The sequence below is a fragment of the Phenylobacterium sp. genome, from assembly GCF_044236515.1.
Lineage (GTDB): Bacteria > Pseudomonadota > Alphaproteobacteria > Caulobacterales > Caulobacteraceae > Phenylobacterium.
This window is the reverse complement of the sequence record NZ_JBIIGK010000082.1, coordinates 1-13,609: the sequence shown is the minus strand read 5'-3', so window position 1 is coordinate 13,609 and position 13,609 is coordinate 1. Positions and strand designations below refer to the sequence as shown.

Annotated in this window: 11 protein-coding genes; 6 read left to right on the top strand and 5 right to left on the bottom strand. The window is 69.8% G+C overall.

The genetic code is table 11. The features are described from left to right. The first annotated feature begins 161 nt into the window (after positions 1-161). Entirely contained in the window at positions 162-2,507 is a 2,346-nt protein-coding gene (locus ACILRF_RS09870; RefSeq protein WP_395672380.1) for a TonB-dependent receptor, read from the top strand. Positions 2,508-2,989: 482 nt separating this feature from the next. On the opposite strand, the gene ACILRF_RS09865 is transcribed toward ACILRF_RS09870, so the two are convergent. Further along, the gene (locus tag ACILRF_RS09865) at positions 2,990-4,297 is read right to left on the bottom strand and encodes a glutamine synthetase family protein (RefSeq protein WP_395672378.1); all 1,308 of its coding nucleotides are present in this window, start codon (positions 4,295-4,297) and stop codon (positions 2,990-2,992) included. Between the two features lie 281 nt (positions 4,298-4,578). Here ACILRF_RS09865 and ACILRF_RS09860 point away from each other — a divergent pair, with 281 nt between their 5' ends. Then, positions 4,579-5,817: a Zn-dependent hydrolase gene (locus ACILRF_RS09860; RefSeq protein ID WP_395672376.1), complete on the top strand. Its 1,239-nt coding sequence runs from the start codon at positions 4,579-4,581 to the stop codon at positions 5,815-5,817. A 4-nt stretch (positions 5,818-5,821) separates the two neighbouring features. Here ACILRF_RS09860 and ACILRF_RS09855 read toward each other — a convergent pair whose 3' ends face one another. Both ACILRF_RS09855 and ACILRF_RS09850 read right to left on the bottom strand, forming a co-directional pair. Beyond that, positions 5,822-6,631 (bottom strand): hypothetical protein, encoded by an 810-nt coding sequence (locus tag ACILRF_RS09855; RefSeq protein ID WP_395672374.1) that lies wholly within the window; start codon positions 6,629-6,631, stop codon positions 5,822-5,824. Further along, the gene (locus ACILRF_RS09850; RefSeq protein WP_395672372.1) at positions 6,631-8,307 is read right to left on the bottom strand and encodes a hypothetical protein; all 1,677 of its coding nucleotides are present in this window, start codon (positions 8,305-8,307) and stop codon (positions 6,631-6,633) included. The genes ACILRF_RS09855 and ACILRF_RS09850 overlap by 1 nt, the downstream gene beginning before the upstream one ends. A gap of 171 nt (positions 8,308-8,478) precedes the next feature. Between ACILRF_RS09850 and ACILRF_RS09845 the strand changes: the two genes are divergently transcribed. After that, positions 8,479-8,916: a pyridoxamine 5'-phosphate oxidase family protein gene (locus tag ACILRF_RS09845; protein WP_395672370.1), complete on the top strand. Its 438-nt coding sequence runs from the start codon at positions 8,479-8,481 to the stop codon at positions 8,914-8,916. On the opposite strand, the gene ACILRF_RS09840 is transcribed toward ACILRF_RS09845, so the two are convergent. After that, positions 8,909-9,937 (bottom strand): LacI family DNA-binding transcriptional regulator, encoded by a 1,029-nt coding sequence (locus ACILRF_RS09840; RefSeq protein ID WP_395672368.1) that lies wholly within the window; start codon positions 9,935-9,937, stop codon positions 8,909-8,911. The genes ACILRF_RS09845 and ACILRF_RS09840 overlap by 8 nt on opposite strands. Positions 9,938-10,073: 136 nt before the next feature. On the opposite strand from ACILRF_RS09840, the gene ACILRF_RS09835 reads away from it, so the two are divergent. The 3 genes from ACILRF_RS09835 to ACILRF_RS09825 are packed head-to-tail and all read left to right on the top strand — an operon-like array spanning position 10,074 to position 12,196. Further along, entirely contained in the window at positions 10,074-10,997 is a 924-nt protein-coding gene (locus ACILRF_RS09835; RefSeq protein WP_395672366.1) for a response regulator, read from the top strand. Between the two features lie 31 nt (positions 10,998-11,028). Beyond that, a complete protein-coding gene (locus tag ACILRF_RS09830) occupies positions 11,029-11,526 on the top strand; it encodes a GAF domain-containing protein (protein WP_395672364.1) in 498 nt (165 codons plus the stop codon). Continuing rightward, entirely contained in the window at positions 11,519-12,196 is a 678-nt protein-coding gene (locus ACILRF_RS09825) for an SDR family NAD(P)-dependent oxidoreductase (RefSeq protein WP_395672362.1), read from the top strand. Before ACILRF_RS09830 ends, ACILRF_RS09825 begins: the two co-directional genes overlap by 8 nt. Here ACILRF_RS09825 and ACILRF_RS09820 read toward each other — a convergent pair. Then, positions 12,193-13,548, bottom strand: coding sequence for a PQQ-dependent sugar dehydrogenase (locus ACILRF_RS09820; protein ID WP_395672382.1), 1,356 nt, complete (start codon positions 13,546-13,548; stop codon positions 12,193-12,195). The genes ACILRF_RS09825 and ACILRF_RS09820 overlap by 4 nt on opposite strands. Positions 13,549-13,609 lie beyond the last annotated feature (61 nt).

Sequence of the window (13,609 nt, the reverse complement as noted above, 5' to 3'; positions counted from 1 at the left end):
GTGCTGGACGACCCGCAGGCGATCGCGGGGCGACTTTCCTTGATGCTGCCCGTAAGATCGGTACCCTCGGAGAGGGGACTCCTGCTTCACCGGAAGTAGGCCAAGTTTAGGGCAGTAAGGTCATCCGAAGGCGTCGGGAATTTGCGGCCGCACTCACCTGCGTGGCCGTTGGGTTGGGCGTCGGCGGCCCGGCCGCGGCCGCGCCTGCCCGCATCAAATTCTTCGTCCCGGCCAAGCGCTATTCCGAAGCCCTGCTCGACGTCGCCCAGCAAGCCAACGTTACTCTGATCGGGGCCGGAGCCTGCGATGGGACCGCGCGGGGAATCAGTGGGGCTATGACCCTGGCCCAGGCGCTCGATCAGCTGTTGGAAGGCGCGCCCTGCACCTGGTCGGCGGTGGCGCCGGGGGCGGTGGAAATCAGGCGCCGGGCGCGGGCGGCGACGCCGGCCGCCCCGGCTCCGCCGGTGGTGTCTGAGCTGCTGGTCACGGCGACGAAGCGGGTCCGCGACCCGCGCGAGCTGGCGGTGGCGGTGACGGCGATCTCAGGCCAGGAGCTGCGCGGGCGGGCGGCGGCCGACGTCGCCGACGCTTCCGGCCAGTTCGCCGGCGTGCTGTCGACGAACCTGGGGCCTGGGCGAAACAAGCTGCTGCTGCGCGGCCTGTCGGACGGGGTCTACACCGGCCGGGCCCGCTCGACGGTCGCCACCTACCTCGACGACATCCCGCTGAACTGGAGCGCGCCGGACCCGGACCTGCGGCTGGTCGACGTCGAGCGGGTCGAGGTGGCGCGGGGGCCGCAGGGCGCGCTCTACGGCGCCGGCTCGATCACCGGGGTCTATCGGATCGTCTCGCGCCGGCCGGACCTCAGTCGGTTCGGCGGCGAGCTGCGGGCGACGGCGGCGGACACCCGCGGCGGCTCGCCGAGCGGCGCGGTCGAAGGCCACGTCAACGTGCCGGTGTTGCGCGGCCGCCTCGGCCTGCGGATGTCGGGCTACGAGGAGCGCCAGGGCGGCTACCTCGACGACGTCAACCTGGGCCGCAAAGACGTCGACGAGACCCGCCGCCGCGGCGGCCGCGCCAGCCTGCTGGCCCGGCCGGCCGACGACTGGTCGATCCAGCTTACCGGCGCGGCCCAGCGGCTGAGGTCGCGGGACACCCACTACACCCGGCCCGGCATGGGCCTGACCCGCGCGAGTCGTGTGCCGGAGCCGCACGCCAACGACATCGCCATGGCGTCGCTGACGGTGAAGGGGGCCTGGGACTGGGCCGAGCTGACTTCGTCGACGGGCTTCGTCCGCCACGCCTTCGACAGCATCTACGACGCGACCGAGGTCCAGAAGACCTACACCGACATCGCGGACACCTCGATCTACACGGAGAGCAACCGCACCCGGATGCTGGTCCAGGACCTGTACCTGACATCGCGCGGGGCCGGGCCGCTGGATTGGCTGGTCGGGGTCTACGCCTCGAGCACGAAGGGCCATTCCCCGAGCGAGCTGATCGCCCAGGTCAACCTGCCGTCCGGCGTCATCGAAGGCATGGTCTACCGCGACGACCGGCGCGATCGGACGGAAGAGCTCGCCGCCTATGGCGAGGTCTCGTACCTGCTGGCGGACGACTGGCGGGTGGCGTTCGGCGGGCGGCTGTTCACCCACCGCACGCGGACGCGGTCGCTGGTCGTCTCGGAACGGTTCCCCCGCCGCAGCCTGGACCGCGAATCCCACTTCACCAGTTTCTCGCCGAAGGTTTCGCTGCAGCGCGAGTTCGGCGAGGGCGACCTCGCCTACCTGGTCTTCTCGGAAGGGCACCGCGGCGGCGGCGTCAATTCGAGCGGGGCCAAACCGCACACCATCGCGTCGCGCGAGGTCTATCAGCCGGACCGGTTGCGGAACCTCGAGGCGGGGCTGAAGCTGACGGCGCTGGACAACCGGTTGGCGGTGAACTCGGCGGCGTTCTACGCCCTGTGGAAGAACGTCCAGACCGACCAGTTCCGCGACTCGGGCATCCCCTACACGACCAACGCCGGCGACGTGCAGGTGTTCGGCCTGGAGGGCGAGCTGGCCTGGCGCTGGACGGAGAACCTGACGGTGCAGCTGAACGGCCGTGTGGCCCGCGCCGACACGACCCGGGTCAACACCGACTTCGTGCCCGAGCTCGCCAACGGCCTGCCGGGAGCGCCGCCGTTCTCGGGCGGGGCGGCCGTGACCTATCGTCGCGAAGTGTTCGACGACTGGTTGCTGGGGCTCGCGGCGGAGACGACCTATGTCGGCCGCTCCGGCGTCACCTGGAACCCGTCGACGCTGCCGAAGATGGGCGGCTATTTCCGCAACCGGCTGGTGGCCGAGGTCAGCCGGGACGGGCGGGGCGTGCAGCTGTTCGTCACAAACCCGACCGACGCCTTCGACGACACCTTCGCTTTCGGCAATCCTTTCAATCCCTTCCAAGATCCGCAGATCACGCCGCAGCGGCCGCGCACAGTCGGGGTCACCCTGTTCGCCGGCTACTGAAACTTTTTTTGCGTGCGACCTAGGGGGGCTCCGGCCCCGCGTCGTCATAGCCCCGACAGATTGCTTCTGGAGGGGGCTTTCAGTCCGAAAATCGGCGTCGGCGACCCCGGCGCCCTCTGCTTACGTGGGGTGCGTCCCGAGCCCAAATGCGCACGCCACGTGACAAGCGCGGCCCTGGCGAGGAGAGCGTCCAGGGCCGCGTCTTCCTGCTTGCGCGTTTCCCGACATTTGGTTCCTGCCCCCGACGGTGGTAGGATGGCATCCATCGGAGCATGGTCGGCTCGGGCTGTGCCTTCGATACGTGTCAGCTCTCTCCAGTCACTGACGCGGATAACGCGCCCCGGCCCGAGGACGTCACACCTCGGCCGGGGCAATCACCTCCAGACAGATTGACCGCCATCAGCTCGCCGGGGCGCTCGTCCTCGGCCGCCGCGGTTGGCCGCGCCATCGAGAAGCGCCCTCGCTCACTTGAGCCTCCCGCGTCAGACCTTCAGAAGCAGGTGGTCGCGTTCCCACGAGCTGATCACGCCCTGGAAGGCCTCGAGCTCGGCCTCCTTGATGCAGGTGAAGGTGTCGCAGAACTGCGCGCCGAGCAGCCGCCGGGCCGGCTCGCACTCGCTGAACCGCTCCAGGGCGTGCTCCAGGGTGCGGGGCAGGGTGCGTGCGTGATGATAGGCGTTGCCCTTCATCTGGGGCGAGCGCTCGAGCGCCTCCTCGATGCCGAGATAGCCGCTCATGAGCGTCGCGGCGATGGCCAGGTACGGGTTGGCGTCGGCGCCCGGCAGACGGTTCTCGACCCGCCGGTCGTGGCGGCCGGAGATTGGGACGCGCAGGCCGCAGGTGCGGTTGTCGTAACCCCACTCGACGTTGGTCGGAGCGCTGAAGTTCGGTCGCAGACGGCGGAACGAATTGACGTTCGGGGCCAGGAGCGGGGTCATCGCCGGCAGGTAGTGCTGCAGGCCCCCGATGAAGTGGCGGAACATCTCGCTGTCGCCGCCATCGGCGTCGGCGAACAGGTTGTGTCCGGCCTTGTCGACGACGGAAACGTGCAGGTGCATGGCGCTGCCCGGCTGCTGCTCCATCGGCTTGGCCATGAAGGTGGCGTACACCCGGTGCTGCAGGGCGACCTGGCGGGCGATGCGCTTGAAGACCATCACCTGGTCGCAGAGCCGGATCGGCTCGCCGTGCAGGAAGTTGATCTCGAGCTGCGCCGTGCCGGATTCGTGGATCATGGTGTCGAGGCCCAGCTCGGCCGCCTCGGCGTATTCGTAGATCCGCTCGATCAGCTCCTCGTGCTCGGTGATCGCTTCGAGGCCGTAGGGCTGGGGCGAGCTTTCGGCGCGGCCGGACCGGCCGGTCGGCGGCGCCAGCGGCAGGTCGGGGTCGGCGTTGATCTCGGTGAGGTAGAATTCCAGTTCCGGAGCGACGATCGGACGCCACCCGCGGGCGTTGTAGAGCTCGACCACGGTGCGCAGGACATGGCGCGGAGCGACGGTCCAGGGCTCGCCGTCGGTATGGAAGGCGTCTGCGAACACATAGGCGGTCGGGGTCTTGAAGCCCGGGGCTAGGCAGAGGGTCGCCGGGTCCGGCCGCAAGGTCATGTCGGGGTCGTGGAAGGCGCCTTCGTCCTCGTCGACGTCGGCGTATTCACCGGTTACGGTGACGTTGAAGACGCTGGCCGGCAGGCGCAGCGACACGTTGCGTTCGGCCTGCAGCAGCTTTGCGGCGGGCAGCACCTTGCCGCGCAGCACGCCGTTGATGTCCGGCACGAGGCATTCGACCTCGGCCACACGGTTCTGTTCAATCCAACTCTTAAGTTCTGACATTGCGGGGGCCTATGCGCATGCACGTTCAAGTTGTCTGAGCGCCGCACACGACTCGACGTGATCCGACCGCATGAAATGCGGCTGACGCAGGCTTTCAGACGCGGAAGTTATCGCGGGAAAGGCAGCGCCGCTAAGGCCAGTTGAACTTGCGTATCTTCAGGTAGGCACGCATGTAGACCCTACTTATACCCCGCCTGGCCTCAGCCGTCGTTCACAAACCTGCTAGGCTCCGATCCAGCTTCCGCATGTCCTCTCATTTCCAGATCGACCAGGACCGCCTCTGGGCCAGCCTGATGGAGATGGCGCAGATCGGCGCCACCGACCGCGGCGGCTCGAACCGCCAAGCGCTGACCGACCTCGACAAGCAGGGCCGCGACCTGTTCGTGCGCTGGGTGGAGGCGGCCGGCTGCACGGTCGAGGTGGACGAGATCGGCAACATCTTCGCCCGCCGTCCCGGCTCCGTGCCGGACGCCCCGGCGGTGCTGGCCGGCAGCCATCTCGATACGCAGGCGACCGGCGGCAAGTTCGACGGCGTCTATGGCGTGCTGGCCGGCGTCGAGGTGCTGCGGACCCTGGCCGACAACGGGGTCGTCACCCGCCGCCCGCTGGAAGTCGCGGTGTGGACCAACGAGGAAGGCTGCCGCTTCGCCCCGGCGATGCTCGGCTCCGGCGTCGTCGCCGGCACCTACGACCTCGAGTTCGCCTATTCGCGGGTCGATAAGGAGGGCCGGACGGTCGGCGAGGAGCTGGCGCGCATCGGCTACAAGGGCGCGCGGCCCGCCAAGCCGAAGCCCTATGCGGCGATGCTGGAAGCCCACATCGAGCAGGGCCCGATCCTGGACAGCGTCGGCGACACCATCGGCGTGGTCACAGGCATCCAGGGCGCCGAGCAGTTCGACGTCATTCTGTCGGGCGCCTCGGCGCACGCCGGCCCGACGCCGATGGAGATGCGCCGCGATCCCTGGCGCGCGGCCGCGCCGATCATCGAAGGCGCCCTGGCGTTGGCCGAGCGAAACGGTCCCTGGGGTCGGGCGACGATCGGCGACATCAAGGCGAGCCCCGGGGCGCGCAACACCGTGCCCGAGCAGCTGGTGTTCTCCGTCGACCTGCGCCATCCGGAGCGGGCGGTGCTGGACCGTATGGTGGCGGAGTTCCGCGAGCTGGTGGCGGCGAAGGCGGGCGCATCGAACATCGAGGCGCAGATCGAGGGTGTCTGGAAGATGGCTCCGTCGCCCTTCGAGCCAAGCCTGGTTGACCAGATCGAGCGGGTGGCCAGGGAACTCGGCTACCCGCATCGCCGGATGGTCAGCGGCGCGGGCCATGACAGCCTGCACACCGCGGCCTTCGCGCCGACGGCGATGATCTTCGTGCCCTGCGAGGGCGGGGTCAGCCACAACGAGGCGGAGGCGGCCACCCCGGCGGATCTGGCGGCCGGGGCCAACGTCCTGCTTCAGACCATGGTGGCGGTGGCGAACAAGGTCTGAAGGCCTAGCTCGCCACCTCGACGCGCACGCGGCGCTTGGTCCAGTCGGTCTTGCCGTCCGGGCGGTCGGGGCGCTCGGTCCACTTGGTCTCGATGCGCTCGGCCGGGTAGCCGAGCCCCGCGATGATGCCGGCGATCTTCTTCGCCCGGCGCTCGGCCAGGCCCTCCAGCTCTTCCATGACCTCGCCGTTCTCGAGCCGCGAGGCGCCGCGCCAGGCGTGGACCTGGATCTTGCCGGCGTTGTCGCGCCGCGCCTGCTGCACAAGCGCGACCAGGATCTGGAGCGAGGGGCCGTTCCCGCGGTCGCTGTCGAAGTTGTAGGGCATTTCCCACGCCTTTGGCGGCGGCCCGGCGAAGACCGGGATGCGCGACGGCGTCGATTGGACGGAAAGCTCGGGATTGGCGCGCAGGCGCGCGTCCAAGTCGGCCTGGGCGGCGAGGGCCTGCGGCGACGGCGCCCGCCCCTCGCCCATCTGCGGCCGCACCTCATTGCACTCCATGGAAAGCTCGGTGAGGGACGAGGTCATCCCCTCGAGCCGCCAGCCGCCACAGGCGCGCGGGCCGTCCTGAACCGTACCCTCGACCAGCACCTTGTGGCGCAGCAGCGGGCCGAGATCCTCGATGATCTGGGTGCGCAGGGCGAACCGTTCGCCGCGGTTCTCCGCGAAGAAGCACAGGTCCTCTTCCGGCCCGACGTCCTGGGCGATCGGGCAGGCGACGAAAGAGACGTGGTCGCCCGGACGAATCTCGGCGGCCGCCTGGGTGGCGGCCATAAGGCCGACGAAAGCGGCCTTGGCGGCGAGCAGACGACGCATCAGAGGGTCCCCAGGAAGGCGACCAGGTCGCGCTTCTCCTGATCGGTGTAACCGATGTTGAAACGGCGATCGTAGAAGTCGACCATCTCGCCGATGGTCCCGGCCGAACCATTGGCGAAGTAGGGAGGGCGGGCAGCCAGAGCCCGGCTCTGCTGGGTCATGGTCGAGCCGACGTCGGCGCATTTGCCGGTGATCAGGCCGCGGCCCGGGTCGGTGGTGTAGATCACCCGCCCCTTGAAGGCGTGCGGCCGGGCGGTCGGCTTGCACACGATGCGGAACATCGGCAGGTCCGGCCGGCTGTTGTCGGGGAAGGTGTTGGTGCCGAGGTCCATGAAGCCCGGCGCCAGGTCCATGCCGGCCAGCAGGGTGTTGTGGCAGCCCGAGGCGCAGGACCGCTTGAACGGGTTGGAAAGGCCCTTGTTGTTGTACTCGCCGACATCGCGGATCAGGAACCGCTTGCGCATGAAGACGTCGGCCCCGCGAGCGACCGACTGACGGTCCTCACGCTGGGCCTTCTGCGCGGCCGTCTCGCGGTCAGGGACCAGCGCTTCCAGCCACATCAAGAAGGTGCCGAAGATCTTGTTCTGCTGGTTGTTGGCCAGGAAGCCGGCGTCGCCCTTGGCCAGGATCTCGGGGCCGAGGCCGGGAGGGGCGCCGGGGCCGGTCAGGGCGCCGGCGCGGTTGTCGTGGACCTGGGCGGCGAAGACCTGCTGCTCGAACTCGACGATCTGGCGCAGCTGTTCCTGGGTCGGGCGGCCATGGGCCTGCAGATGGTTGAGGGTCGCGTCGACAGCCTGGGTCTTCAAGGTGGGCTGACGGCCGTCGGACAGCAGCTGCAGGGAGACGAACCTGCCCGTCTCCGGGTCGCGGGGCAGCAGCGACTTGTCGTTATAGAAGAAATACTCGTGCGGCGGCACGCCGCTGGGCAGGGCCAGGAGGTACTTCATGTTGGCGACCGGCCGCGGGCGGCGGAAGATCGACACCATGGGGTTGGCGCTCTTCAGCCCATAAACCGGGTCGAGGTTGCAGCCGGTGGGGTCGCGGACGACCTCGATGGTGAACTCCGGCTCGATGGGCGTGCCGTCGGCCGCACGGGGCGGCCAGGGCAGGAAGATCCGGAATAGGCCGCGGTCGAGCAGCAGCGAGTGCGAGGCGCGCTCGCCCTGCGGCAGGCTGGGGCAATTGGAGCCGTCGACGGCGGCGAACAGCGGGTCCTTGCCGCCGGTGCGCTCCCACTGGGCGCGGATCGTGTCGACGGAGATGCTCATGCCGTCGGCCGGCTGATGGCAGGTGACACAGGCGCGGCCGTTTGAGCCGAGCGGCGTGAAGAACGGGTGGCCCTTGGTGTCGATGGGACCGGAGGTGTTCAGCAGCGCCAGGCGGCCCGAGCCGTTGCGGTACTCGACGCGCTGGCCGAGCCGGCGGCCGTCACCAGGCGCCCACCAGTCGTTGCCGGCGCGGGCGCCCGAGGCCTGCGTCCCGGTCGTGGGCGCCGCAAGGGCGTGGCGGTGCTGAGCTGGCACCTGGCCGGCGACGTCGCCGACGGCGCCGGGAACTTCCGACGGCGGAGCGGCCTCAGCCTGCTGAGCAGGGGCCGCCGGGCCCGCCGCGAGAGCGGCGAGCAGGACGCTGCCGGCTAGGGCGCAGACAAATTTAGCGCGCGCGATCGTGGCCATGTCCGACCAAATCTCTCCTCAAGCGGGCATTACTATGTTCGTCGTACAAACCGTATGTTGGATATCCAAAAGCCGCTGTCCAGTGTCTCGGCGTCGCGCGCCCAAGGGGCGCCGGAACTATCCCCCGCCCCGCGGCTTCCGAATGCCGCGAGGAACAAGGAAGGCTCTCGGATGAGCGACATGGATCTGAAGGCGGTGGCGAAGGCGCTGCGCGACATCGATTTCGTGATGTTGAACACCCACACCACCGGCGGCCAGATCGCCGGGCGGCCGATGAGCAACAACCGCGACGTCGAGTATGACGGCGACAGCTGGTTCTTCGTCGACAAGGAATCGCGGACGTTCGCGGACGTCAGCGCCGATCCGAAGGTGACCATTTCGGCCCAAGGCTCGAAGGGGCTGCTCGGCAAGCCGCCGCTGTTCCTGTCCATCGAAGGCCAGGCTGAGGTGATCGAAGACCGCGCCCAACTCGAGGCGCACTGGAACTCGGATCTCGATCGCTGGTGGCCGGAGGGCCCGTCGACCCCGGGCGTCGTGCTGCTGAAGGTCCACGCCGGCCGCATTCATTACTGGGACGGCGAGGACGAGGGCGAAGTCCCGGTCAGTTGACCGCGGCCGGGCCGACCGAGCCGCGCATCACGAGGTCGAAGTCGAGCCGTTGCGTCTCGGCCCTGGCCGGCGCCGGGCGGCGCAGCGCCTGCACCAGGAGATCCACGGCGGCGGCGGCCATGTCCTCGATGGGCTGGCGCACCGTGGCCAGGGCCGGCCAGACCATCTCGGCGCTGGGCGTGTCGTCGAAGCCGGCCACCGAAAGCGCGCCGGGGACGTCGAGCTTCAGGCGCTGGGCGACCGCGAGGACGCCGAGGGCCATGTCGTCGTTGGCGGCGAAGATCGCCGTCGGCCGTGGCTCGAGCGCCAGCAGGGTCTCTGCCGCGGCCTGGCCGCTGCGGAAGGTATAATCGCCGCGCATGGTCCAGGACGGCTCTGGCGCGACGCCAGCCTCACGCAAGGCGGCGAGGTATCCCTCGCGCCGGGTCGCCGCGGCGGCGTGCCCCTCCGGCCCGGCGAGGAAGGCGATGCGCCGGTGGCCGAGACCGAGCAGTCGGCGGGTCATCTCCAGGGCGGCTTGGCGATCGTCGATGACGACCTGGGGCGCGGCCGCGGCGCCGGTCTGCGGGCCAGGGGCGATCAGCACGTAAGGAACGCCCAGGGCGTCGAGCTCAGCCAGGGCGCTTGCATTGTTCGAAAGGGGCGGGGTCAGGACGACCCCGTCCAGCCGCACGGCCCCATGCAACTGGGCGATACGCGAGCGCAGGGTCGCTCCATCGCCGGAGATGTCCTCGACCAGCAGGTGGTAGCCGGCCTGGCGGCAGGCGCGCATGGCGCCCTGCTCGACCTGGCTGAGGTAGCTGCGGCTCGGATTGTTGAGATACATGCCGATCAGGTACGAGCGCGCGCCGGCGAGGGCCCGGGCAGAGGCGTTCGGCCGGTAATCGAGGTCGCGAGCGGTGGCGGCGACCCGGTCGCGGATCTCCTGACGCACATGTGGCTCGCCGTTCAGGACGCGCGAGACGGTCTTCGTCGAGACCCCGGCCGCGCGGGCCACGTCGTTGATGGTGATCGGGCGCAAAGGTGATCCCCTCTGGCCGTCCAGTTAAGGCCGTGTCGGTGGCCGGCGGCAATGGGCGCCGGCGTCTTGCGGCATAAACCCCTTCCTAACGTCGTTGCGGCAAAGGTTGGAAACGACTTTCGAAGGCTGCCGTCCGATGTCCCGCCGAACCCTGCCCAGCGCCAGCCTGCGCCCCGAGGACCTGTCCTCGCTGAAAGTGCTGGTCGTCGACGACAACGCCAACGTCCAGCGGCTGATCGGCGACGTGCTGCGGGCCGGCGGCGTCGGCCGGGTGGAGATGGCCGAGGACGGCCTGCGGGCGCGGCAGATGCTGAGCCGCTGGCACCCCGACTTGATCTTCACCGATTGGAACATGCCGCTGATGGGCGGCCTTGACCTCGCCCGCTCGATCCGCCGCGCGGCGGTGCATCCCGACCGCTTTGTGCCGAACCCGCAGGTGCCGGTGATCGTCGTCACCGCGCGGCGCAGTCAGCAGGAGGTCGAGGAGGCCCGGCTGGCCGGGGTCAACGAGTTCGTCATCAAGCCTTTCACGCCGGCGGCCCTGCTGTCGCGCATCCAGCTTGTGCTGACCAAGCCGCGGCCGTTCATCGTCAGCGAAGCCTATATCGGCCCGGACCGTCGGCGGCGCGTGGAGCTCAGCTATTCGGGCCCGCTGCGGCGGATGAGCGATCCGGAGGAGGTGGTCGACGAGGTCGAGCGCTCGGCTACCCGCGACACCATCAGCGTCGAGCTGGAGGCTCTGCGGCGCCTGATCCAGGTGCGCGGCGGCGTCGATCGCGAGACCCTGAAGATGACCTACCGGGTCATGCAGCACACCAGTTTTCGCGCTCGCCAGGTGCGCGACGAGATGGTCGAGCAGGCCTCGAACCTGCTGATGACCTACACCGACGCCATGGGCGGCGCGGACCGTTGCGAGGCCGCGGTCCTCGACGTCCACTTCAACGCCATCCGGACTCTACTGGAGACGCCGCCGGAGGACGCCCACATCGCGTCCAAGGTGCTGCGCCACCTGGAGACCGTGGTCCAGCAGCGGGTGAGCCGGGCCCAAAAGGCCGCGTGACCGGCCCCGGCCGCGGGAGTAGACCCGCGGCATGGCCGAAGCCTTCAACGACAAGCTGCTCCCCTCCGGGAAAGCCGCGCGGTACGCCGCCGTGGCCGAGGAGATCGCCGCGGTGCTGGCCGGCGAGACCAACCTCGTCGCGAGGATGGCGACGGTGGCCTCGATGCTGGCGAACAGCTTCGACGACTATTTCTGGACGGGCTTTTACGTCGTCGATCCGGTCAAGCCGGAAGAGCTGGTGGTCGGACCGTACCAGGGGACCCTCGGCTGCCTGCGCATCGCCTTCGGGCGCGGCGTGTGCGGCGTCGCGGCGGCGACGGGCGAGATCCAGATCGTGCCGGACGTCCACGCCTTTCCCGGCCACATCGCCTGCGACAGCCGGTCGGCCAGCGAGATCGTGCTGCCGGTCAGGGACGCGGCCGGACGCCTAATCGCCGTGCTGGACGTCGATTCCGAGCGGTCGGCGGCGTTCGACGAGACCGACGCGGCCGCGTTGCAGTCGATCCTGAAGGAGGTGTTCGGTGGCTGAGCGGGTGATGGTGCTGACCGGCGCGAGCGGGGCGCTGGGGACGGTGGTTGGGCGCATGGCGGCCGAGCGCGGCTGGCGGCTGGCGCGGATCGTCCGCTCGCCGTCTCCGGGCGAGGCCGGCGTGTTGACTCTCGACGGCGTCGATCTGACCGATGCGGCGTCGACGACGGCCGCGATCGATGCGGCGGCCAGCCATTTCGGCCGTCTCGACGCCCTGCTGAACATCGCCGGCGGCTTCCGCTGGGAGACCGTGGCCGACGGCTCTGCGGACAGCTGGGTCGCCATGCACCGGATGAACGTGCTGACGGCGTCGAACGCCGCCCGGGCGGCGATCCCACACCTGCGGCGAAGCCCGGCCGGGCGGATCGTCAACGTAGGGGCGAACGGGGCGCTGAAGCCGGCCGCCGGGATGGGCCCCTATGGCGCCGCCAAGGCCGGGGTGCACGCCCTGACGCTCGCGCTTGCGGACGAGCTGAAGGCCGACGGCGTCACCGTCAACGCCGTGCTGCCGTCGATCATCGACACAGCGGCGAACCGCGCGGACATGCCGAAGGCCGACGCCTCCGCCTGGACGCCGCCGGAGGAGATCGCCGAGGTGATGCTGTTCCTGGCCAGCGCCGCCTCCGGCGCGGCCACCGGCGCCCTGATCCCGGTGACCGGCCGCACCTAGGTCGCCGGACCTGAGGCCGGCGGAGCGGCGGAGGCGGCGGGCATGACCCGCCAGACCATGTCGCCGACGTCGTCGGCCACCAGCAGGCCGCCGCGTGCGTCGACCGCGACGCCGACCGGCCGACCCTGGATCTGCCCCTTGTCGTTGAGGAAGCCGGTGAGGAACTCCTTGGCCGGCATCTGCGGCCGGCCGCCGGCGAAGGGCACGAATACCACGCGGTAGCCGGCGAGCGGCCGGCGGTTCCACGACCCGTGCTGGCCGATGAAGGCCCCGCCGCGCCAGGCCTGCGGGAACGCCTGGCCGGTGTAGAACGTCAGCCCTAGGGACGCGGTGTGGGCGCCGAGGCCGTAGTCGGGGGGCGTCGCAGTCGCCACCAGCTCCGGGCGGGGCGGCTTGACCCGGGTGTCGACCGTTTTGCCCCAGTAGCTGTAGGGCCAGCCGTAGAAGCCGCCGTCGCGGACGGAGGTCAGATAGTCGGGCACGAGGTCGTTGCCGATCTCGTCGCGCTCGTTGACGACAGTGAACAGCTGACCGGTCTGCGGCTCGAAGGCCATGCCGTTGGGGTTGCGCAGGCCGGTGGCATAGAGGCGCAGGCCGCGCCCGGCGATATCGTAGGTCCAGATCGCAGCCCGACCCTCCTCGATGTCCATGCCGTTCTCACCGATGTTGGAGTTCGAACCGACGGTGGCGAACAGGCGGGCGCCGTCGGGGGTCGCGACGACGTTCTTGGTCCAGTGATGATTGCGCGGCTCGCCGGGCAGCTTGAACACCGGCTCGGGGGCGCCCTCGGCGCGGGTCTGGCCGTCGCGGTAGGGGAAGCGGACGACGCCATCGTCGTTGGCGACGTAGAGATAGCCGCCGGCCAGGGCGATGCCGAACGGCCGCTTCAGCCCCTCGGCGAAGGTGGTCTTGAGTTCGGCGACGCCGTCGCCATTGGCGTCGCGCAACAAGGTGATGCGGTTGGGGCTCTTCTGAGTCGAGCCGACACGCTTCATGATTTTGCCCTGCACCCAGGCGCGCAGGGTCTTGGCCGGCTTCGGCTCAGACGAGGACTGGGCGACAAGAACGTCGCCATTCGGCAGCACGTGCAGCCAGCGCGGATGGTCGATGCCTTGGCCGAACCGGGTGACAACGAAGCCGGGCGGCGCTTTGGGCGCCGCGTCGGCTGGCCAGCCGACGGCCTTCGGGGCGCCGAGGATCGGGATCAGGCTTTTCTGCGGGTTGGGCAGCGGCGGGCTGGGACCGAAGCCGACGAAGGGGTCGGATGAGCCGCTCGAGCAGGCCGTCAGGGCCAAGGCCCCGAGAACGGCGGCGAAGGCGGCGGACCGGAGGCTCGCGGACCGGGTCAGCATTGGCTTGTCCTTCGGATTCGGCTTTGCGATGACTGCAAAGCTTTCGAGCGCGGAAACTCCC

Excerpts from the sequence above, each read along its gene's own strand:
- ACILRF_RS09820 (WP_395672382.1), bottom strand. The coding sequence starts at position 13,548 with ATGCTGACCCGGTCCGCGAGCCTCCGGTCCGCCGCCTTCGCCGCCGTT.
- ACILRF_RS09830 (WP_395672364.1), top strand. The coding sequence starts at position 11,029 with ATGGCCGAAGCCTTCAACGACAAGCTGCTCCCCTCCGGGAAAGCCGCG.
- ACILRF_RS09860 (WP_395672376.1), top strand. The coding sequence starts at position 4,579 with ATGTCCTCTCATTTCCAGATCGACCAGGACCGCCTCTGGGCCAGCCTG.
- ACILRF_RS09850 (WP_395672372.1), bottom strand. The coding sequence starts at position 8,307 with ATGGCCACGATCGCGCGCGCTAAATTTGTCTGCGCCCTAGCCGGCAGC.
- ACILRF_RS09845 (WP_395672370.1), top strand. The coding sequence starts at position 8,479 with ATGAGCGACATGGATCTGAAGGCGGTGGCGAAGGCGCTGCGCGACATC.
- ACILRF_RS09855 (WP_395672374.1), bottom strand. The coding sequence starts at position 6,631 with ATGCGTCGTCTGCTCGCCGCCAAGGCCGCTTTCGTCGGCCTTATGGCC.
- ACILRF_RS09835 (WP_395672366.1), top strand. The coding sequence starts at position 10,074 with ATGTCCCGCCGAACCCTGCCCAGCGCCAGCCTGCGCCCCGAGGACCTG.